This window comes from Halomonas sp. H33-56 (genome assembly GCF_040147035.1).
GTDB classification, from domain to species: domain Bacteria; phylum Pseudomonadota; class Gammaproteobacteria; order Pseudomonadales; family Halomonadaceae; genus Halomonas; species Halomonas litopenaei.
The window spans coordinates 923,238-937,060 of sequence record NZ_JAMSHP010000001.1; the positions used below are offsets into that span (position 1 = coordinate 923,238).

At 65.7% G+C, this 13,823-nt stretch carries 14 protein-coding genes; 11 read left to right on the forward strand and 3 right to left on the reverse strand.

The features are described 5' to 3' along the window. The first annotated feature begins 160 nt into the window (after nt 1-160). The 11 genes from ftsB to lpxL all read left to right on the forward strand — a co-directional run bounded on the left by ftsB (nt 161) and on the right by lpxL (nt 9,971). Entirely contained in the window at nt 161-496 is a 336-nt protein-coding gene (ftsB, locus tag NFH98_RS04225; RefSeq protein WP_045991030.1) for a cell division protein FtsB, read from the forward strand. Further along, nucleotides 493-1,221: a 2-C-methyl-D-erythritol 4-phosphate cytidylyltransferase gene (gene ispD, locus NFH98_RS04230; RefSeq protein ID WP_045991031.1), complete on the forward strand. Its 729-nt coding sequence runs from the start codon at nt 493-495 to the stop codon at nt 1,219-1,221. The genes ftsB and ispD overlap by 4 nt, the downstream gene beginning before the upstream one ends. A gap of 14 nt (nt 1,222-1,235) precedes the next feature. Next, entirely contained in the window at nt 1,236-1,772 is a 537-nt protein-coding gene (ispF, locus tag NFH98_RS04235; protein ID WP_045991067.1) for a 2-C-methyl-D-erythritol 2,4-cyclodiphosphate synthase, read from the forward strand. Then, complete coding sequence (gene truD / locus NFH98_RS04240) at nt 1,769-2,944, forward strand: tRNA pseudouridine(13) synthase TruD (RefSeq protein ID WP_348815454.1); 1,176 nt, start codon at nt 1,769-1,771, stop codon at nt 2,942-2,944. The genes ispF and truD overlap by 4 nt, the downstream gene beginning before the upstream one ends. After that, nucleotides 2,941-3,687, forward strand: coding sequence for a 5'/3'-nucleotidase SurE (surE, locus tag NFH98_RS04245; RefSeq protein ID WP_045991032.1), 747 nt, complete (start codon nt 2,941-2,943; stop codon nt 3,685-3,687). The genes truD and surE overlap by 4 nt, the downstream gene beginning before the upstream one ends. Then, the gene (locus NFH98_RS04250; RefSeq protein ID WP_045991033.1) at nt 3,674-4,339 is read left to right on the forward strand and encodes a protein-L-isoaspartate(D-aspartate) O-methyltransferase; all 666 of its coding nucleotides are present in this window, start codon (nt 3,674-3,676) and stop codon (nt 4,337-4,339) included. The genes surE and NFH98_RS04250 overlap by 14 nt, the downstream gene beginning before the upstream one ends. Nucleotides 4,340-4,374: 35 nt before the next feature. Next, nucleotides 4,375-5,328, forward strand: coding sequence for a DUF368 domain-containing protein (locus NFH98_RS04255; RefSeq protein ID WP_108131381.1), 954 nt, complete (start codon nt 4,375-4,377; stop codon nt 5,326-5,328). Then, complete coding sequence (locus tag NFH98_RS04260) at nt 5,321-6,481, forward strand: peptidoglycan DD-metalloendopeptidase family protein (protein WP_348815455.1); 1,161 nt, start codon at nt 5,321-5,323, stop codon at nt 6,479-6,481. Before NFH98_RS04255 ends, NFH98_RS04260 begins: the two co-directional genes overlap by 8 nt. Nucleotides 6,482-6,591: 110 nt before the next feature. Next, nucleotides 6,592-7,587, forward strand: coding sequence for an RNA polymerase sigma factor RpoS (rpoS, locus tag NFH98_RS04265; RefSeq protein WP_348816158.1), 996 nt, complete (start codon nt 6,592-6,594; stop codon nt 7,585-7,587). A 309-nt stretch (nt 7,588-7,896) separates the two neighbouring features. Continuing rightward, a complete protein-coding gene (gene alr, locus NFH98_RS04270) occupies nt 7,897-9,006 on the forward strand; it encodes an alanine racemase (RefSeq protein ID WP_348815456.1) in 1,110 nt (369 codons plus the stop codon). 44 nt (nt 9,007-9,050) lie between these two features. Continuing rightward, nucleotides 9,051-9,971 (forward strand): LpxL/LpxP family Kdo(2)-lipid IV(A) lauroyl/palmitoleoyl acyltransferase, encoded by a 921-nt coding sequence (lpxL, locus tag NFH98_RS04275; protein WP_108131384.1) that lies wholly within the window; start codon nt 9,051-9,053, stop codon nt 9,969-9,971. A 57-nt stretch (nt 9,972-10,028) separates the two neighbouring features. On the opposite strand, the gene NFH98_RS04280 is transcribed toward lpxL, so the two are convergent. The 3 genes from NFH98_RS04280 to NFH98_RS04290 form a co-directional block, all read right to left on the reverse strand. Beyond that, entirely contained in the window at nt 10,029-11,381 is a 1,353-nt protein-coding gene (locus NFH98_RS04280) for a DUF2254 domain-containing protein (protein ID WP_045991038.1), read from the reverse strand. A gap of 205 nt (nt 11,382-11,586) precedes the next feature. Continuing rightward, complete coding sequence (gene ettA / locus NFH98_RS04285) at nt 11,587-13,248, reverse strand: energy-dependent translational throttle protein EttA (RefSeq protein WP_045991039.1); 1,662 nt, start codon at nt 13,246-13,248, stop codon at nt 11,587-11,589. A gap of 270 nt (nt 13,249-13,518) precedes the next feature. Next, nucleotides 13,519-13,734: a PA3496 family putative envelope integrity protein gene (locus NFH98_RS04290; protein WP_108131385.1), complete on the reverse strand. Its 216-nt coding sequence runs from the start codon at nt 13,732-13,734 to the stop codon at nt 13,519-13,521. Nucleotides 13,735-13,823 lie beyond the last annotated feature (89 nt).

Here is a 13,823-nt window from a genome sequence, read left to right on the forward strand (position 1 = left end):
CGCCAGTGAGTCGGCCGACCCTCGGGGTCGGCCGATTGCGTTGGTGCCTCTGGTCTTGATGCGCTCTCCTGGCCATCGTGACATGGGCCGACCCGCGACTCGCCCCCGACCGGGCGGCGATGGCATACTAGGCGCCGAATCGAATGTCGACGGTACCTGCATGCTCAAGACCTTGGCGATAGTGCTGCTGGCACTGCTCGCCCTGCTTCAGTATCGACTGTGGCTGGGCCAGGGCGGTGTCATGGAAATGAATGAAGTCAGCGGGCGGGTGGCGGCGCTGGAGGCGGAAAACCAGCCCCTGCGCGATCGCAATGCTCGCCTTAGCGCCGAGGTGGTGGACCTCAAGACCGGTCTCGATGCCATCGAGGAACGCGCTCGCAGCGATGTGGGCATGGTGCGCACCGACGAGCAGTTCTTCTGGGTGCCCGGGGTCGAGACCGACGTCGCCCCGGTGGCCCAACCGACACCGGGATCTGCCCAGGGGGCCAGTGAATGAGCCGACTGTGGCTGATCGTGCCGGCGGCGGGCGTCGGCAAGCGGGTCGGCGGGACCTGCCCCAAGCAGTATCTCGAAGTGGCGGGGCGACCGGTGCTGGCGCATACCCTGGCGCGGCTGCATCAGAGCTTTCCCGAGGCGCGGCTGTGCCTGTGCCTGGCGCCCGATGACGACTGGTTCGACCCGGCGCTGGTCCCCTTTACCGACTGGCAGCGGGTGGCCGGCGGCGCCGAGCGCGTGCACAGCGTGGTCAATGCCCTGGCGGCGGTCGCCGCCCAAGGCGCCCCCGATGACCTGGTGCTGGTGCACGACGTGGCGCGCCCCTGTGTCAGCGCCGATGACCTGTCACGGCTCTACAACGCTGCCCTCGCGAGCCCTGACGGGGCGCTGCTGGCCTCGCCGGTGGCGGATACCATCAAGCGTGACGATGGCCAGGGGGCGGTGGCGAACACCGAGGACCGACGGGGTCTGTGGCAGGCCCAGACGCCCCAGGCATTTCGCTTTGCTCTGCTTCAGGAAGCTCTGGCCCGGGCGCTGGCGCCGGACGGCATCGGTGTCGGCCGGATCACCGACGAGGCGTCGGCGGTGGAGGCCCTGGGCCGCGCGCCCCGACTGGTCGCCGGTCGCCGCGACAATATCAAGATCACCCACCCCGAGGACCTGCGCCTGGCCGAGTTGATCCTGGCCGGCGACGCGGTGCTCCGGGATCTGCACGAGAGTTCATGAACATGCTGCTGCCCCTGCGCATAGGCCACGGCTTCGACGTCCATCGCTTCGGCGAGGGTGACCACCTGATGATCGGGGGCGTGCGACTGCCCTTCGATCGGGGGTTCGTGGCGCACTCCGATGGCGACGTTCTGTTGCATGCCATCAGTGATGCGCTGCTGGGCGCCTGCGCCCTCGGTGATATCGGTCACCTGTTTCCGGATACCGACCCTGAGTGGAAGGGCGCCGACAGTCGCGACCTGCTGCGGCGGGTGGTGGCACGGGTGGCGCAGGCCGGCTACCGGGTGGCCAACCTGGACGCCACCCTGATGGCCCAGGCGCCGAAGATGGCACCGCATCTCGGTGCCATGCGCGACGCCCTGGCCGAGGACCTGGGCATCGACAGGGGCGCCATCAACGTCAAGGCCACCACGACAGAGCGTCTCGGCTTCACCGGGCGTGGCGAGGGCATCGCCGCCGAGGCGGTGGTGCTGATGGCGGCCATTGACAATGATGCCACCAGCGCCGCCGGGGACCCTGGCGCCAGTGTCACGAGGGCCGAATCGACATGAGCGATGCCATCGTCTGGCCCCCGGACTGGCCGCGCTATCTGGACGAGCGTTTCGGCGCCCCGATGGCTGGGCGTTACCGGGAAACCCCCGAGGATTTCCAGGTCGAGGAGGACCTTGGGTTCGCTCCTGAGGGCCAGGGCGAGCACCTGTGGCTATGGATCGCCAAGCGTGACACCACCACCGCCAGGGTCGCCTCGACCCTGGCCCACCAGTGTCAGGTGAGTCGCCGCGACGTCGGTTATGCCGGCATGAAGGATCGCACGGCGGTAACGCGTCAGTGGTTCTCGGTGCATCTTGCGCGGCGTGAGGCGCCGGAAGATCTCGACGCACGACTGGCGGCGGAGGGCTATGTGGTCGAGGCCGCCAGCCGTCATCCGCGCAAGCTCAAGCGTGGGGTCCATCGCGGCAACCGCTTTCGTCTAAAGCTGACCGGCGAGGTGGCTCGGGACCCTGGGCTCGAGCAGCGCTTCGAGGCCTTGGTGAGCGACGGGGTGCCCAACTATTTCGGGCCCCAGCGATTCGGTCACGAGGGACGCAACCTGAGCAAGGCCTGTGCGGTGCTCGAGCGCGGCTGGCGCAAGCGTGATGACCGCGAGGGCATGCTGTTGTCTGCCGCTCGCAGCTACCTGTTCAACGCCCAGTTGGCCGAGCGTCTGCGCAGGGGCTGCTGGCGAGAGGTGCTGGCCGGCGATGTGATGATGCTGGAAGGTACCCACAGCCTGTTCGACGTGGAAAGCCCCGATGACGCCTTGAAGGCGCGCCTCGAGCAAGGCGACATCCATCCCGCCGGGGTACTCTGGGGGACCGGTGGCAGTCGCGCCCGGGAGCGAGCCGAGGCGCTGGAGCAAGACGTCCTGGCCGAGGCGCCGGCGCTTTGCGCCGGACTCGAGAAGGCCAGGGTCAAGGCGTCCCGACGGGCGTTGAGAGTCATGCCCACCGAGGCCCGTCTGTGGCGTCAGGACGACGCGGTGTGGCTCGAGTTTCGCTTGCCCGCCGGGGCCTTTGCCACCGCCGTGCTGCGTGAGCTGATGGATCACCCCACCTTGAGCTTTCGCAACGCGCCGTCCGTCGACGAGCCTTTAGTGAAGGAGCCTGTGGCCAGGCAGCCTGGGGAAGAGCTGACCGGGGACGCGCAACCAGTGGCCGAGCAACACCAGGGAGATGCACCATGAGGAGACTGCTGCTATCCAACGACGACGGCGTCAACGCGCCTGGCTTGAAGGCCTTGCATGACGCCCTCAGCCCCTATGCCAAGCTCAGGGTGGTCGCCCCCGATCGTGATCGCAGCGGTGCCAGCAACTCCCTTACCCTGTCGCGTCCGCTGTCGCTCAGCCCCATGGACAGCGGCTTCTACAGCGTCGACGGTACCCCCGCCGACTGCGTCTATCTTGGCGTCAACGGCGTCTGGGACGAGACGCCGGATCTGGTGATCTCGGGTATCAACCATGGCGGCAACCTGGGCGACGACGTGCTCTACTCGGGCACCGTGGCGGCGGCCATGGAAGGGCGCAATCTGGGCATGACGGCCATCGCCGTGTCACTGGTCGGGCACCGCTACTTCGAGACCGCTGGCCGGGTGGCGGCGAGCCTGGTGGGGGCACTGGAGCAGCTTTCGCTGCCGCCGCGCAGCCTGCTCAATGTCAATGTGCCGGATGTGCCGTGGGAGGAGCTGCGCGGCTTTCGCGTCACTCGCATGGGCTATCGTGGCCCCGCCGAACGCCCCATCGAGACGCGCGATCCCCGTGGACGATTGCGCTACTGGATCGCCCCGGTGGGGGAAAATGCCGACGATGCGCCGGACACGGACTTCGCCGCGGTGGCGGAGGGTTACGTCTCCATCACCCCGCTGCAGACCGATCTGACCCGACACGCCGCACGCGATGATGTGCAGGACTGGCTTGATGCGCTCACCTGATCTCAGAGGCGTCGGCATGACGTCCCAGCGAACCCGGGACCGCATGGTCAGCCGCATGCGCGAGCAGGGCATTCGCTCGTCTCGCGTGCTCGAGGTGATGGCGCGGGAACCTCGCCATCTGTTCCTTGACGAGGCCCTGGCGCATCGTGCCTACGAAGATACCGCGCTGCCGATCGGCCATGGCCAGACCCTGTCGCAGCCCTGGATCGTCGGACGCATGAGCGAGCTGATCCTCGAGCAGGCGCCCGAGCGAGTGCTGGAGGTGGGCACCGGGTCAGGCTACCAGACGCTGATCCTGGCACGTCTGGTGACGGAACTCTGGTCGGTGGAGAGGATCAATGCTCTGCATCGTATCGCCGCCTCACGCCTGCGCCTGTTGAAGACCTACAACGCGCGCTTGAGGCTGGCCGACGGCGGGCACGGGTGGCCCGAGGCCGCCCCCTTCGACGCCATCCTGCTGACCGCCTGTGCCAGCGAACTGCCCGAACCTCTGCTGTCCCAGCTGGTGGACGGCGGCGTGCTGATCGCGCCGCTGGAAGGGCACGATGGACGCCAGTGGCTGACCCGTGTACGGCGCGAGGGAGAGCGCTTTGAATTCGAACGGCTGGAGCCGGTACGCTTCGTGCCGTTACTGGAAGGAGTAATTCGTTGAAACATTCGCTAGGCCTCTACCTCCGGGGTGCGGGCATGGGGGCGGCGGATGCCGTCCCGGGAGTCTCCGGGGGCACCATTGCCTTCGTCACCGGCATCTACGAGGAGCTGATCCACACCATCAAGCGCTTCGGTCCCAGTGCCTTCGGGGCGCTGAAACAGGGCGGCGTCAGGGGGCTCGTTGCTCACCTGAACCTGCGCTTCCTGCTTCCGCTGATGGCCGGCATCCTGACCAGCCTGATCACCGTGGCTCACCTGGTGGTGTGGCTGCTGGATAGCCATCCGCTGCTGCTCAACGGCTTCTTCTTTGGCCTGGTGGCGGCGTCGGCGCTGGTGGTCGGCAAGCACCCGGCCGACTGGCGCTGGTGGCACATGCTGCCGCTGGCGCTGGGACTGGTGCTGGCCCAGGCGCTGCCGTCGCTGATGCCGCTGGTCAACGCCCTCGGTAGCCCCTCGCTGGTACTGGTCGTCGGTGGCGCCATCGCCATCAGCGCGATGCTGTTGCCCGGCGTCTCGGGTAGCTTTCTTTTGTTGAGCATGGGCCTCTACGACGTGGTAATGCAGGGGATCCGTGGTTTTGATGTACCGCTGCTGGGGCTGTTTGCCCTGGGGTGCCTGGTTGGCCTTTTCACCTTTTCGCGTCTGCTGTCGTGGCTGCTGCGGCGTCATCACACCGCCACCCTGCAGCTGCTGGTCGGCTTCATCGTGGGCTCGCTGCCGATCCTCTGGCCCTGGCGGGAGCTGACGCGCTATCAGCTAGGCAGTGACAATCAAGTCATCCCGCTGGACTATCGCTATCTGGCCCCCTGGGATTATTCTGCGGTGACAGGAGAGGCCGCGCAGCTGGTGGGGGTGACGCTGCTCGCCATCCTCGGCATGCTGGTGGTCCTCATCGTTGCCAGGGTTGGCGCTTCGTCCGCCGCCCGCGAAGACGCCAACGCTAGCCGCTCGACGCGGTCAGCCGACAAGGAGACACCACACGATGCATAAGACTCTCGTCATCTCCAGCCTGGCGCTGGTCCTGGCCGGCTGTGTCAATCAGCAGGGCCCGAGCCAGCCGGTCCAGGTTCAGGACCTGTCGTCGGCCCGTGCCGCCCAGGTGCCTGCGCAGTACACCGTCGAGTCCGGCGATACGCTGTACGGCATCGCCTGGCGCCACGATATGGACTTCCGCGAACTGGCCCGGATCAACAATATCCAGCCTCCCTACCGCATCGACGTCGGCCAGACGCTGAGCCTGTCGGCCAACGGTCAAGCCCCGTCGTCGGGCGCCGGCGGCCAGCAGGTGGCGGGCGCGCAGGCAGGCCAGGGCGGGGCGGTGGCAACGCCCCTCGGCCAGGAAAGTCAGAACGCTCAGCCCTCCTCCGAGGATCTCGAGTGGCTGTTGCCGGACGGCAGCACCGAGACCGTGAGCGCGAGTACCGAGCAGATCAGCGGTACCGCGGCCCAGGGCGCGGCCGCCGTGGCCGGTGTCAGCGCGACCGCTCCGGGACCAGTGTACGACTACGACACCCCCGGCGCCGATGGCAGCCTGAGCAGTCAGGATGAGGCCGAGCGCGCCCAGCGCGAAGCCGAGGAATCGGTGGTGGCGGCCGCCGAGGAAGAGGCCAGGGCACAGCAACAGCAGCAGGCCGAGGCTAGCGATTCTGCACAGTCAGAAACCGTTGCCGCCAACGCTTCACAGGACAGCGGCAGCAGCAGCCAGGCCACGTCTTCCAGTGGCGGCGAAAGCGCTTCAAGCAGCGGGTCCCGGACCTATACGCCGGTCGATGAGGTCCCCTGGCAGTGGCCGGCCGACGGCCAGATTGTCAGCCAGTTCGGCGAGAGTTCGAGCATCACCGCCGGCATTGATATCGGCGGTCAAAAGGGGCAACCTGTCAGAGCGGCGGGGCCGGGCAAGGTGGTCTACGCGGGCAGCGGTGTGAGGGGCTACGGCAAGCTCATCCTGCTCAAGCATAACGATGAATACCTGAGTGCCTACGCCCATAACGACAGTCTCAAGGTCAGCGAGAACGATGTCGTAGAGGCAGGCCAGGTCATCGCCACCATGGGCGATTCCGACGCCGAGGACGTACGCCTGCATTTCGAGGTGCGCAAGGACGGCCAGCCGCAGGATCCGACGAAATATCTTCCTTCCCGTTGAGAAACGGCAGTTTCTCCAGGATGAGCGTCACACAATAATAATCTTTGGCGTTGATCGTAGTGGGTGACGACAACGCCGGGTCGCAACCACGGGGTAGCTATACGATGAGCATGCTTGAACGGGATCTTCAGGATGTGAATCTCGAAACGGTAGACGAGGCTGACGAGGACGCCGTCGAGGACGTGACGGACGAGGTCGAAGAGGTCGAGGAAGCCGACGACGAGACTCAGGCGTTCGAGAAGGCGCTGGGTCGCGAGGATCGCTATGCGCGCCAGAGCCTCGACGCCACCCAGATCTACTTGAACGAGATCGGCTTCTCGCCATTGCTGACGCCGGAGGAAGAGGTCTATTTCGGCCGTCTGGCGCGCAAGGGCGACCCCCAGGGGCGGGCTCGGATGATCGAGTCCAACCTGCGCCTGGTGGTGAAGATCGCGCGCCGCTACCTCAATCGTGGCCTGACCCTGCTGGACCTGATCGAAGAGGGCAACCTCGGCCTGATTCGTGCGGTGGAGAAGTTCGATCCGGAGCGCGGCTTTCGCTTCTCGACCTACGCCACCTGGTGGATTCGCCAGACCATCGAGCGGGCGCTGATGAATCAGACCCGCACGATTCGCCTGCCGATCCACGTGGTCAAGGAACTCAACATCTACCTGCGCGCCGCCCGCGAGCTGACCCAGAAGCTCGATCACGAGGCCACCGCCGAAGAGATCGCCGAACATCTGGACAAGCCCGTCGAGACCGTCAAGAAGATGATGGGGCTCAACGAGCGGGTGTCCTCGGTCGACTACCCCATGGGCGGCGAGAGCGACAAGCCGTTGATCGAGACCCTCACCGACGACAACGAGCAGGGGCCCGAGTCGACGCTGGTCGACGGCGACGTCAAGGCCCACGTCAATCACTGGCTGGCCGAGCTTACCGAGAAACAGTGCGAGGTGGTGGTGCGACGCTTTGGCCTTCGTGGCCACGAGGCCGCCACCCTGGAGCAGGTCGGCGAGGAGATCGGCCTGACCCGCGAGCGGGTGCGCCAGATTCAGGTCGAGGCGCTCAAGAAGCTGCGTCGGATGCTCGACAAGAAGGGCCTGTCGCTGGACGCCATCTTCGAGTAGCCCCGTCAGCCTGGCGTGACCAGGGTGCTGTCGGTGGCGGTACCCGGCGAGCAGATGATATCAGCGCATGCTGGGGCGCTTGGATAGAGGCATGGTCCCGACCTTCAAGACTGACCCCGTGAGACGTATCCGTAAGCGCCAGGCCAAGCCTGGCGCTTTTTTAGTGGTTATGTCTGTGGGTTATCATGGTTATGGGGTAACCGACTATGTTGGAAGGAATTTATGGTTCTATATGCCATGAAATGACCATTTCTATCGAGCATAATATGGTGGCAACACTAGCCTCTGCCCACTGACCTCGGAGTCCCCATGTCTCGCCCCCTGATCGCCGATATCGACCTGGATGCCCTGCGCCACAACTACCGGCTTGCCGCGGGCCTGGCCCCTGGCAGCCTCAGCGTCGCGGTGCTCAAGGCGGACGCCTATGGCCATGGCGCCGTCGCCTGCGCCAGGGCCTTGTCCGGCGAGGCGCCGATGTTTGCGGTGGCAGCGATCGAGGAGGCGGTCTCCCTGCGCGAGGCCGGCATCGAGGAGCCCATCGTGCTGCTCGAGGGGATCTTCAGCGCCGATGAGCTGGCCCAGGTGGAGGCGCTTGGCCTGGGCATGGCGATTCACAGCGACTGGCAGCTCGAGGCCGCCCTGGCCCGGCGCCCGGCCCGGCCCATCCCGGTGTGGCTGAAGGTGGACTCCGGCATGCATCGGCTGGGCTTCCCGCCCGAGCGGGCCGAAGCGGTCTGGCGGGCACTCGAGGCGGCCCCCGAGTGTGTCTGTGATCTTCACCTGATGAGCCACTTCGCCACCGCCGACAGTACCGATGCTGGCTACTTTCAACGTCAGCGCGAGTGCATTGTGGCGCTGGCCGAGCGTCTCGACGCGCCCACCTGCCTGGCCAACTCGCCAAGTATTCTTGCCCAGCCCTCGGCCCACGGTGCCATCAACCGTCCGGGAGTGATGCTCTACGGGGCCGACCCACTGGAGGTCGCCAACAGCGCAAGCCAGCAGCTTGCACCGGTGATGAGCCTGCGCAGCGAGATCATCGCCGTGCGCGAGCTTTCCGCGGGGGAGCCGGTGGGCTACGGGGGGCGCTTCGTCACCTCTCGGCCCTCGCGTATCGGGGTGGTGGCCTGTGGCTACGGCGACGGCTATGACCGCCACGCGGTGGACGGCACTCCGGTGCTGGTCGACGGCAAGCGCACCCATGTGGCCGGCAAGGTGTCGATGGACATGATGACTGTGGACCTGAGCGAACTACCCGAGGCAGGCATCGGCAGCGAGGTGGTGCTGTGGGGCCGCAGCCGTCACGGTGGCGTTCTGTCGGTGGATGAAGTGGCCCGATTCTGCGACACCATCAGCTATACCCTGTTGACCGGGGTGCTGCCACGGGTGCCCAGGCGGTACAATGGCGCCGTTAGCGACTGACGGCCTGGCTCGTCGGTCGTCCTGATCGACCGACGAGGGATCGCATGTCCAAGGACACAACGACCGCGCCACGTTACTGGACCCAGCCACGCTACTGGCCGACCTACCTTGCCATCACCGCCATGCGCGCCAGTGCCTGGTTGCCGTGGCGCTGCAAGCTGGCGCTGGGCCGATTGATCGGACTGGCTGCCTGGCGTTTCGCCGGGCGTCGCCGTCATATCACCGAGACCAATATTCGCCTTTGCTTTCCCGAGCTCGACCCGGCGGCCCAGGCCCGCCTGGTCAAGCAGAGCTTTCTGGCCAACGGCATCGGCATCTTCGAGACCGCCACCGGCTGGTGCCGGGATCCCGAACATCTGCGCCACCGGGTCACCTTCAAGGGCCAGGAGCATATGGCCAAGGTCCAGGCCGAAGGCAAGGGCGCGCTGATCATCGGCATCCACTTCTCCACCCTGGATCTCGGCGGCGCCCTGCACTCGCTGTTCTTTCCCGCCGACGTGGTCTATCGCCCCCACGACAATCCGGTGTTCGAGCGTTTCATGACCCGTGCCCGCAACGGCATCTTCGGTACCGCCATCGATCGTCATGACCTGCGTGGCGTGGTGCGACGGATCAAGGCCGGTCACCACGTCTGGTACAGTCCGGACCAGGACTTCGGTCGTGACGCCAGCGTGTTTGCGCCCTTCTTCGGAGTCGAGGCGGCGTCGATCAAGCTGACGGCCAAGATCGCCAAGATGACCGGCGCGCCGGTGATGCCGCTGATCTTTCATCGCAATCCCGACAATCGCACCTACAGCCTCGAATACCTGCCCGCCCTGGACAACTTCCCCAGCGGTGACGAGGTCGCCGACGCTGCCCGTATCAACGCGGTGATCGAGGCCGCGATTCGCCGCCATCCCGAGCAGTATCTGTGGATGCACCGGCGCTTCAAGACCCGCCCCAGGGGCGAGGCCAAGATCTACTGATGGACCCGCCTGGCGGGGCTTGCCGGCTTGGCCGCGGGCGCCCCGTCGGTCCAGGCGTCAACCGATCTGCTCGAGGCGCGCCGCCAGGCGTTCTCGCATGGGGGTCAGGTCGAGGCGGTGTGCGCCTCTTTCCAGGCGTTCCACGATAAAGGCCTGATCCATCGGGTCGCTGGCGCCGTCCGCCAGCGCCTGGCCGACCCGCTGAGCCATCCGCTGAATGCTGGGGAGCTGGTGTTCCCCGGCGAACAGTGACTGGGTCTTGAGCGACTTGAGCAAACCCAGCAGGGTGCTCTGGTCCTCGGCGCCGTAGGACAGGATCGGCACGAACAGGCGGTGCAGCAGGCTGTCGTAGCGTTCCACCGGCCAGGTCACACGGCGCTTGCCGTCACCGTCGACCATGGTGTTGGCCGGCTGCCATTTGAGGTAGCGGCACAGCAGATCGGTCATCCGGTGCAGGCACAGCCTGGCGGTGCCGGGGTCGTTGATCCCCGGTGACAGCGCCTTGATCGCCACTTCCATCATCTGGGTCAGTCCGTGGACGAAGTGCTCGTCGATGGATTCACCGTCGAGATAGGTGAGGGTGGAGAGCACCTCGTCGCACCACTCCTCGTTGGGCGTGTCCTCGCATTCCAGGATAGCGATGGGCAGACCTTCCACCACGTAGTCGCCGAAACGAAACTGCAGATGCAGCACGCCACCGATGCGCTCGGCAAGCTCCGCCAGTCGCTCGAGGTTGGCGTTCTGCACATAGCCCGCCATGCGCGCATGGATCTCGTGACACTGGGCGCTCGGCGGTGCAGCCGAGGGCAGGTAGCGCCAATGGTCATCGGTTTCCTTGTCGTGCAGACGCTGCATGCTGGCCAGGGTGGTGTCATGGAGCCCGGAGATCACGGCGTCGATCTGGATCGACTGGGAAGCGTTGTGGATGAAATAGACGAACAGCGCCAGGCAGTGCAGCACCATGGCGCAGGCCAGATAGATGGCGAGCGAACGCCAGGCGGCTTCGCCGTCGTCGACCTCCGGCACGATCAATAGAATCAGGATGAACAGGATGGTGCCCAGGTAGTGGCCGAGCACCCACTGATTGGCGCGCTCCGATACCAGCCCGAATACCAGCTTGTGGGAAAAGTTGCCGCCGGCCTGGGACAGCACCGACATCACCATGGAAAAGCTGAACACCATCAGCGAGATCATGCCGCCGAGCATCGCCGCCAGCAGTGACTGGGCGCTGCCCGGGGCGGTGAGACTGAGCTTCTGGATCACCTCCGGCAGCGAGGTGTCGCTGATCGGTGGGGCCAACGCCAGCAGGCCGAGCAGACCGTAGACCAGGGCTGCCAGGGTCGGCAGGTAGGCGATGCTGGTATAAAAGGCGCGAATCAACCGCACCGGATGGAAGGTCAGCGATGACATGGCAGGGACCCTGTCAGGTAGCGGTGGATGGGAGAGGTCGATGTCGACGACAAGATGCGTCGCATGTGGCTCTTATCGCTTCAAGCGTGCTGTCATGCAAGTACGCCGGTAAACGCTGGCGGCAGCGGAAAGACTGGAACTGCACAAACGACGACGCCACCGGCGTGGGCCGGTGGCGTCGTTGCAGTGCGCAGTGCTTGTCGTATCAGGCGTCGATACGCTTGTACTTCATCCGATGCGGCGTGTCGTCACCGACGCGCTTCTTGTGGTCGGCTTCGTACTCGGTGTAGTTGCCGGCGAAGAACTCGACGTGGGACTCGCCCTCGAAGGCCAGGATATGGGTCGCGATGCGGTCCAGGAACCAGCGATCGTGGGAGATCACCATGGCGCAGCCGGGGAAGGCCAGCAGAGCCTCTTCCAGCGCACGCAGGGTCTCGATATCCAGGTCGTTGGACGGTTCGTCGAGCAGCAGCACGTTGGCGCCCTGCTTCAGGGTCTGGGCCAGCTGCAGGCGGCCGCGCTCACCACCGGAGAGGTCCCTGAGGAACTTCTGCTGGTCATTGCCCTTGAAGTTGAAACGCCCGACGTAGGCCCGTGAGGAGACCTCGTAGCCGTTGATGTTGAGGATATCCTGTCCATCGGACACCGCTTCCCACACCGTCTGCTTGTCGTCGAGGGCGTCGCGCATCTGCTCGACGTAGGCGATGTCCACCGTCTCGCCGAGCACCACTTCGCCGGCGTCCGGCTTCTCGCTGCCCTGGATCAGCTTGAACAGGGTGGACTTGCCGGCACCGTTGCCGCCGACGATACCGACGATGGCACCCTGGGGGATGGTGAAGCTCAGGTCCTCGTAGAGCAGCTTGTCGTCGAAGCGCTTGGACACCCCGTGGAATTCGATGACCTTGTCGCCCAGACGCGGACCCGGCGGAATGTAGATCTCGTTGGTCTCGTTGCGCTTCTGGAAGTCGCCGGACTGCATCTCCTCGAAGCGGTTGAGGCGTGCCTTGCTCTTGGCCTGACGGCCCTTGGCGTTGGAGCGAACCCACTCGAGCTCGTGCTTGATCGCCTTCTGACGCGAGGCCTCGGCCTTGGCTTCCTGCTCCAGGCGCTTCTCCTTGGCTTCCAGCCACTGGGAGTAGTTGCCTTCGAAGGGGATGCCCTGGCCGCGGTCGAGCTCGAGGATCCAGCCGGCCACGTTGTCGAGGAAGTAGCGGTCGTGGGTGATGGCTACCACGGTACCGGAATAGTCGTGGAGGAAGCGCTCGAGCCAGGCCACGGACTCGGCGTCCAGGTGGTTGGTCGGCTCGTCCAGCAGCAGCATGTCCGGGTTGGACAGCAGCAGGCGGCACAGCGCCACGCGGCGACGTTCGCCACCGGACAGGTGGCCGACATTGGCCTCCCAGGGCGGTAGCCGCAGTGCCTCGGCGGCGACTTCCAGCTTGCGCTCCAGGTTATGGGCGTCGGCGGCCTCGATCAGGTTCTCGAGCTTGGCCTGTTCGGCGGCCAGCGCGTCGAAGTCGGCGTCCGGTTCGGCGTAGGCCGCATAGACGGCGTCCAGCTTGGCCTGGGCTTCCTTGATCTCGCCCAGTGCCTCCTCGACGGTCTCGCGCACGTTCTTGGTGTCGTCGAGCTCGGGCTCCTGGGGCAGGTAGCCCACGTTGAGGCCCGGCATCGGCCGTGCCTCGCCTTCGATCTCGGTGTCCACGCCGGCCATGATCCGCAGAAGGGTGGACTTGCCGGCGCCGTTGAGACCGAGCACGCCGATCTTGGCCCCGGGGAAGAAGGACAGGGAGATGTCCTTGAGGATCTGCTTCTTGGGGGGCACGACCTTGCCCACCCGGTTCATGGTGTAGACGTATTGCGCCATGGGAACTCGCTAGTGTTGGGGAAACGATCACCACCGGCGCTGACGGACGCCCTGGGCGTCGACAGCATAGCCAGACGTGGACGATGCCGCGTTTCCACTGGGGTTCGCGGAAAAAAGCTGGTCACAGATGATAGAGCCGGAGGCGCACAAACGCCAGCCGTGTGGCGAGATCGAGGGGCGCCCCACGCAAGGTGAGGGGATTCGCCAGGCGAGAGCGAATGGCGGGGGCGATGCACCGACCGCCCCGGGAAAGACAGGTGGCGCTGGGTGCTATTCCTCTTCTTCTTCCTCTTCCTCGTCATAGCCCCAGTCGTCATCGATGGCCTGGCGCAGGCGACGTTCCTCGAGCAGGGCTTCCACTCGTCGGCGGGCGCGCAGGGTGTCAGCACGGTTGGAAGGACGACTGCGGGAATAGTCCTCGTCGTTGACCGCCTCCTGATCAGAGAGGTCGAGGTAGGCATCATCGAGAAGGGAATCACGGCTCATGTGAAATCTCCCATGGCCAGAGCGCCGAAGCGCGTCTTGTCACACCATGCTTCCGACGGCGGGAAGCGCCAACAGAATCCGAGGACTCT

Coding starts and splice junctions, on each gene's coding strand:
- ftsB (WP_045991030.1), top strand. CDS start 161: ATGCTCAAGACCTTGGCGATAGTGCTGCTGGCACTGCTCGCCCTGCTT.
- ispD (WP_045991031.1), top strand. CDS start 493: ATGAGCCGACTGTGGCTGATCGTGCCGGCGGCGGGCGTCGGCAAGCGG.
- truD (WP_348815454.1), top strand. CDS start 1,769: ATGAGCGATGCCATCGTCTGGCCCCCGGACTGGCCGCGCTATCTGGAC.
- surE (WP_045991032.1), top strand. CDS start 2,941: ATGAGGAGACTGCTGCTATCCAACGACGACGGCGTCAACGCGCCTGGC.
- NFH98_RS04250 (WP_045991033.1), top strand. CDS start 3,674: ATGCGCTCACCTGATCTCAGAGGCGTCGGCATGACGTCCCAGCGAACC.
- NFH98_RS04255 (WP_108131381.1), top strand. CDS start 4,375: ATGGGGGCGGCGGATGCCGTCCCGGGAGTCTCCGGGGGCACCATTGCC.
- NFH98_RS04260 (WP_348815455.1), top strand. CDS start 5,321: ATGCATAAGACTCTCGTCATCTCCAGCCTGGCGCTGGTCCTGGCCGGC.
- rpoS (WP_348816158.1), top strand. CDS start 6,592: ATGCTTGAACGGGATCTTCAGGATGTGAATCTCGAAACGGTAGACGAG.
- alr (WP_348815456.1), top strand. CDS start 7,897: ATGTCTCGCCCCCTGATCGCCGATATCGACCTGGATGCCCTGCGCCAC.
- lpxL (WP_108131384.1), top strand. CDS start 9,051: ATGTCCAAGGACACAACGACCGCGCCACGTTACTGGACCCAGCCACGC.
- NFH98_RS04280 (WP_045991038.1), bottom strand. CDS start 11,381: ATGTCATCGCTGACCTTCCATCCGGTGCGGTTGATTCGCGCCTTTTAT.
- ettA (WP_045991039.1), bottom strand. CDS start 13,248: ATGGCGCAATACGTCTACACCATGAACCGGGTGGGCAAGGTCGTGCCC.
- NFH98_RS04290 (WP_108131385.1), bottom strand. CDS start 13,734: ATGAGCCGTGATTCCCTTCTCGATGATGCCTACCTCGACCTCTCTGAT.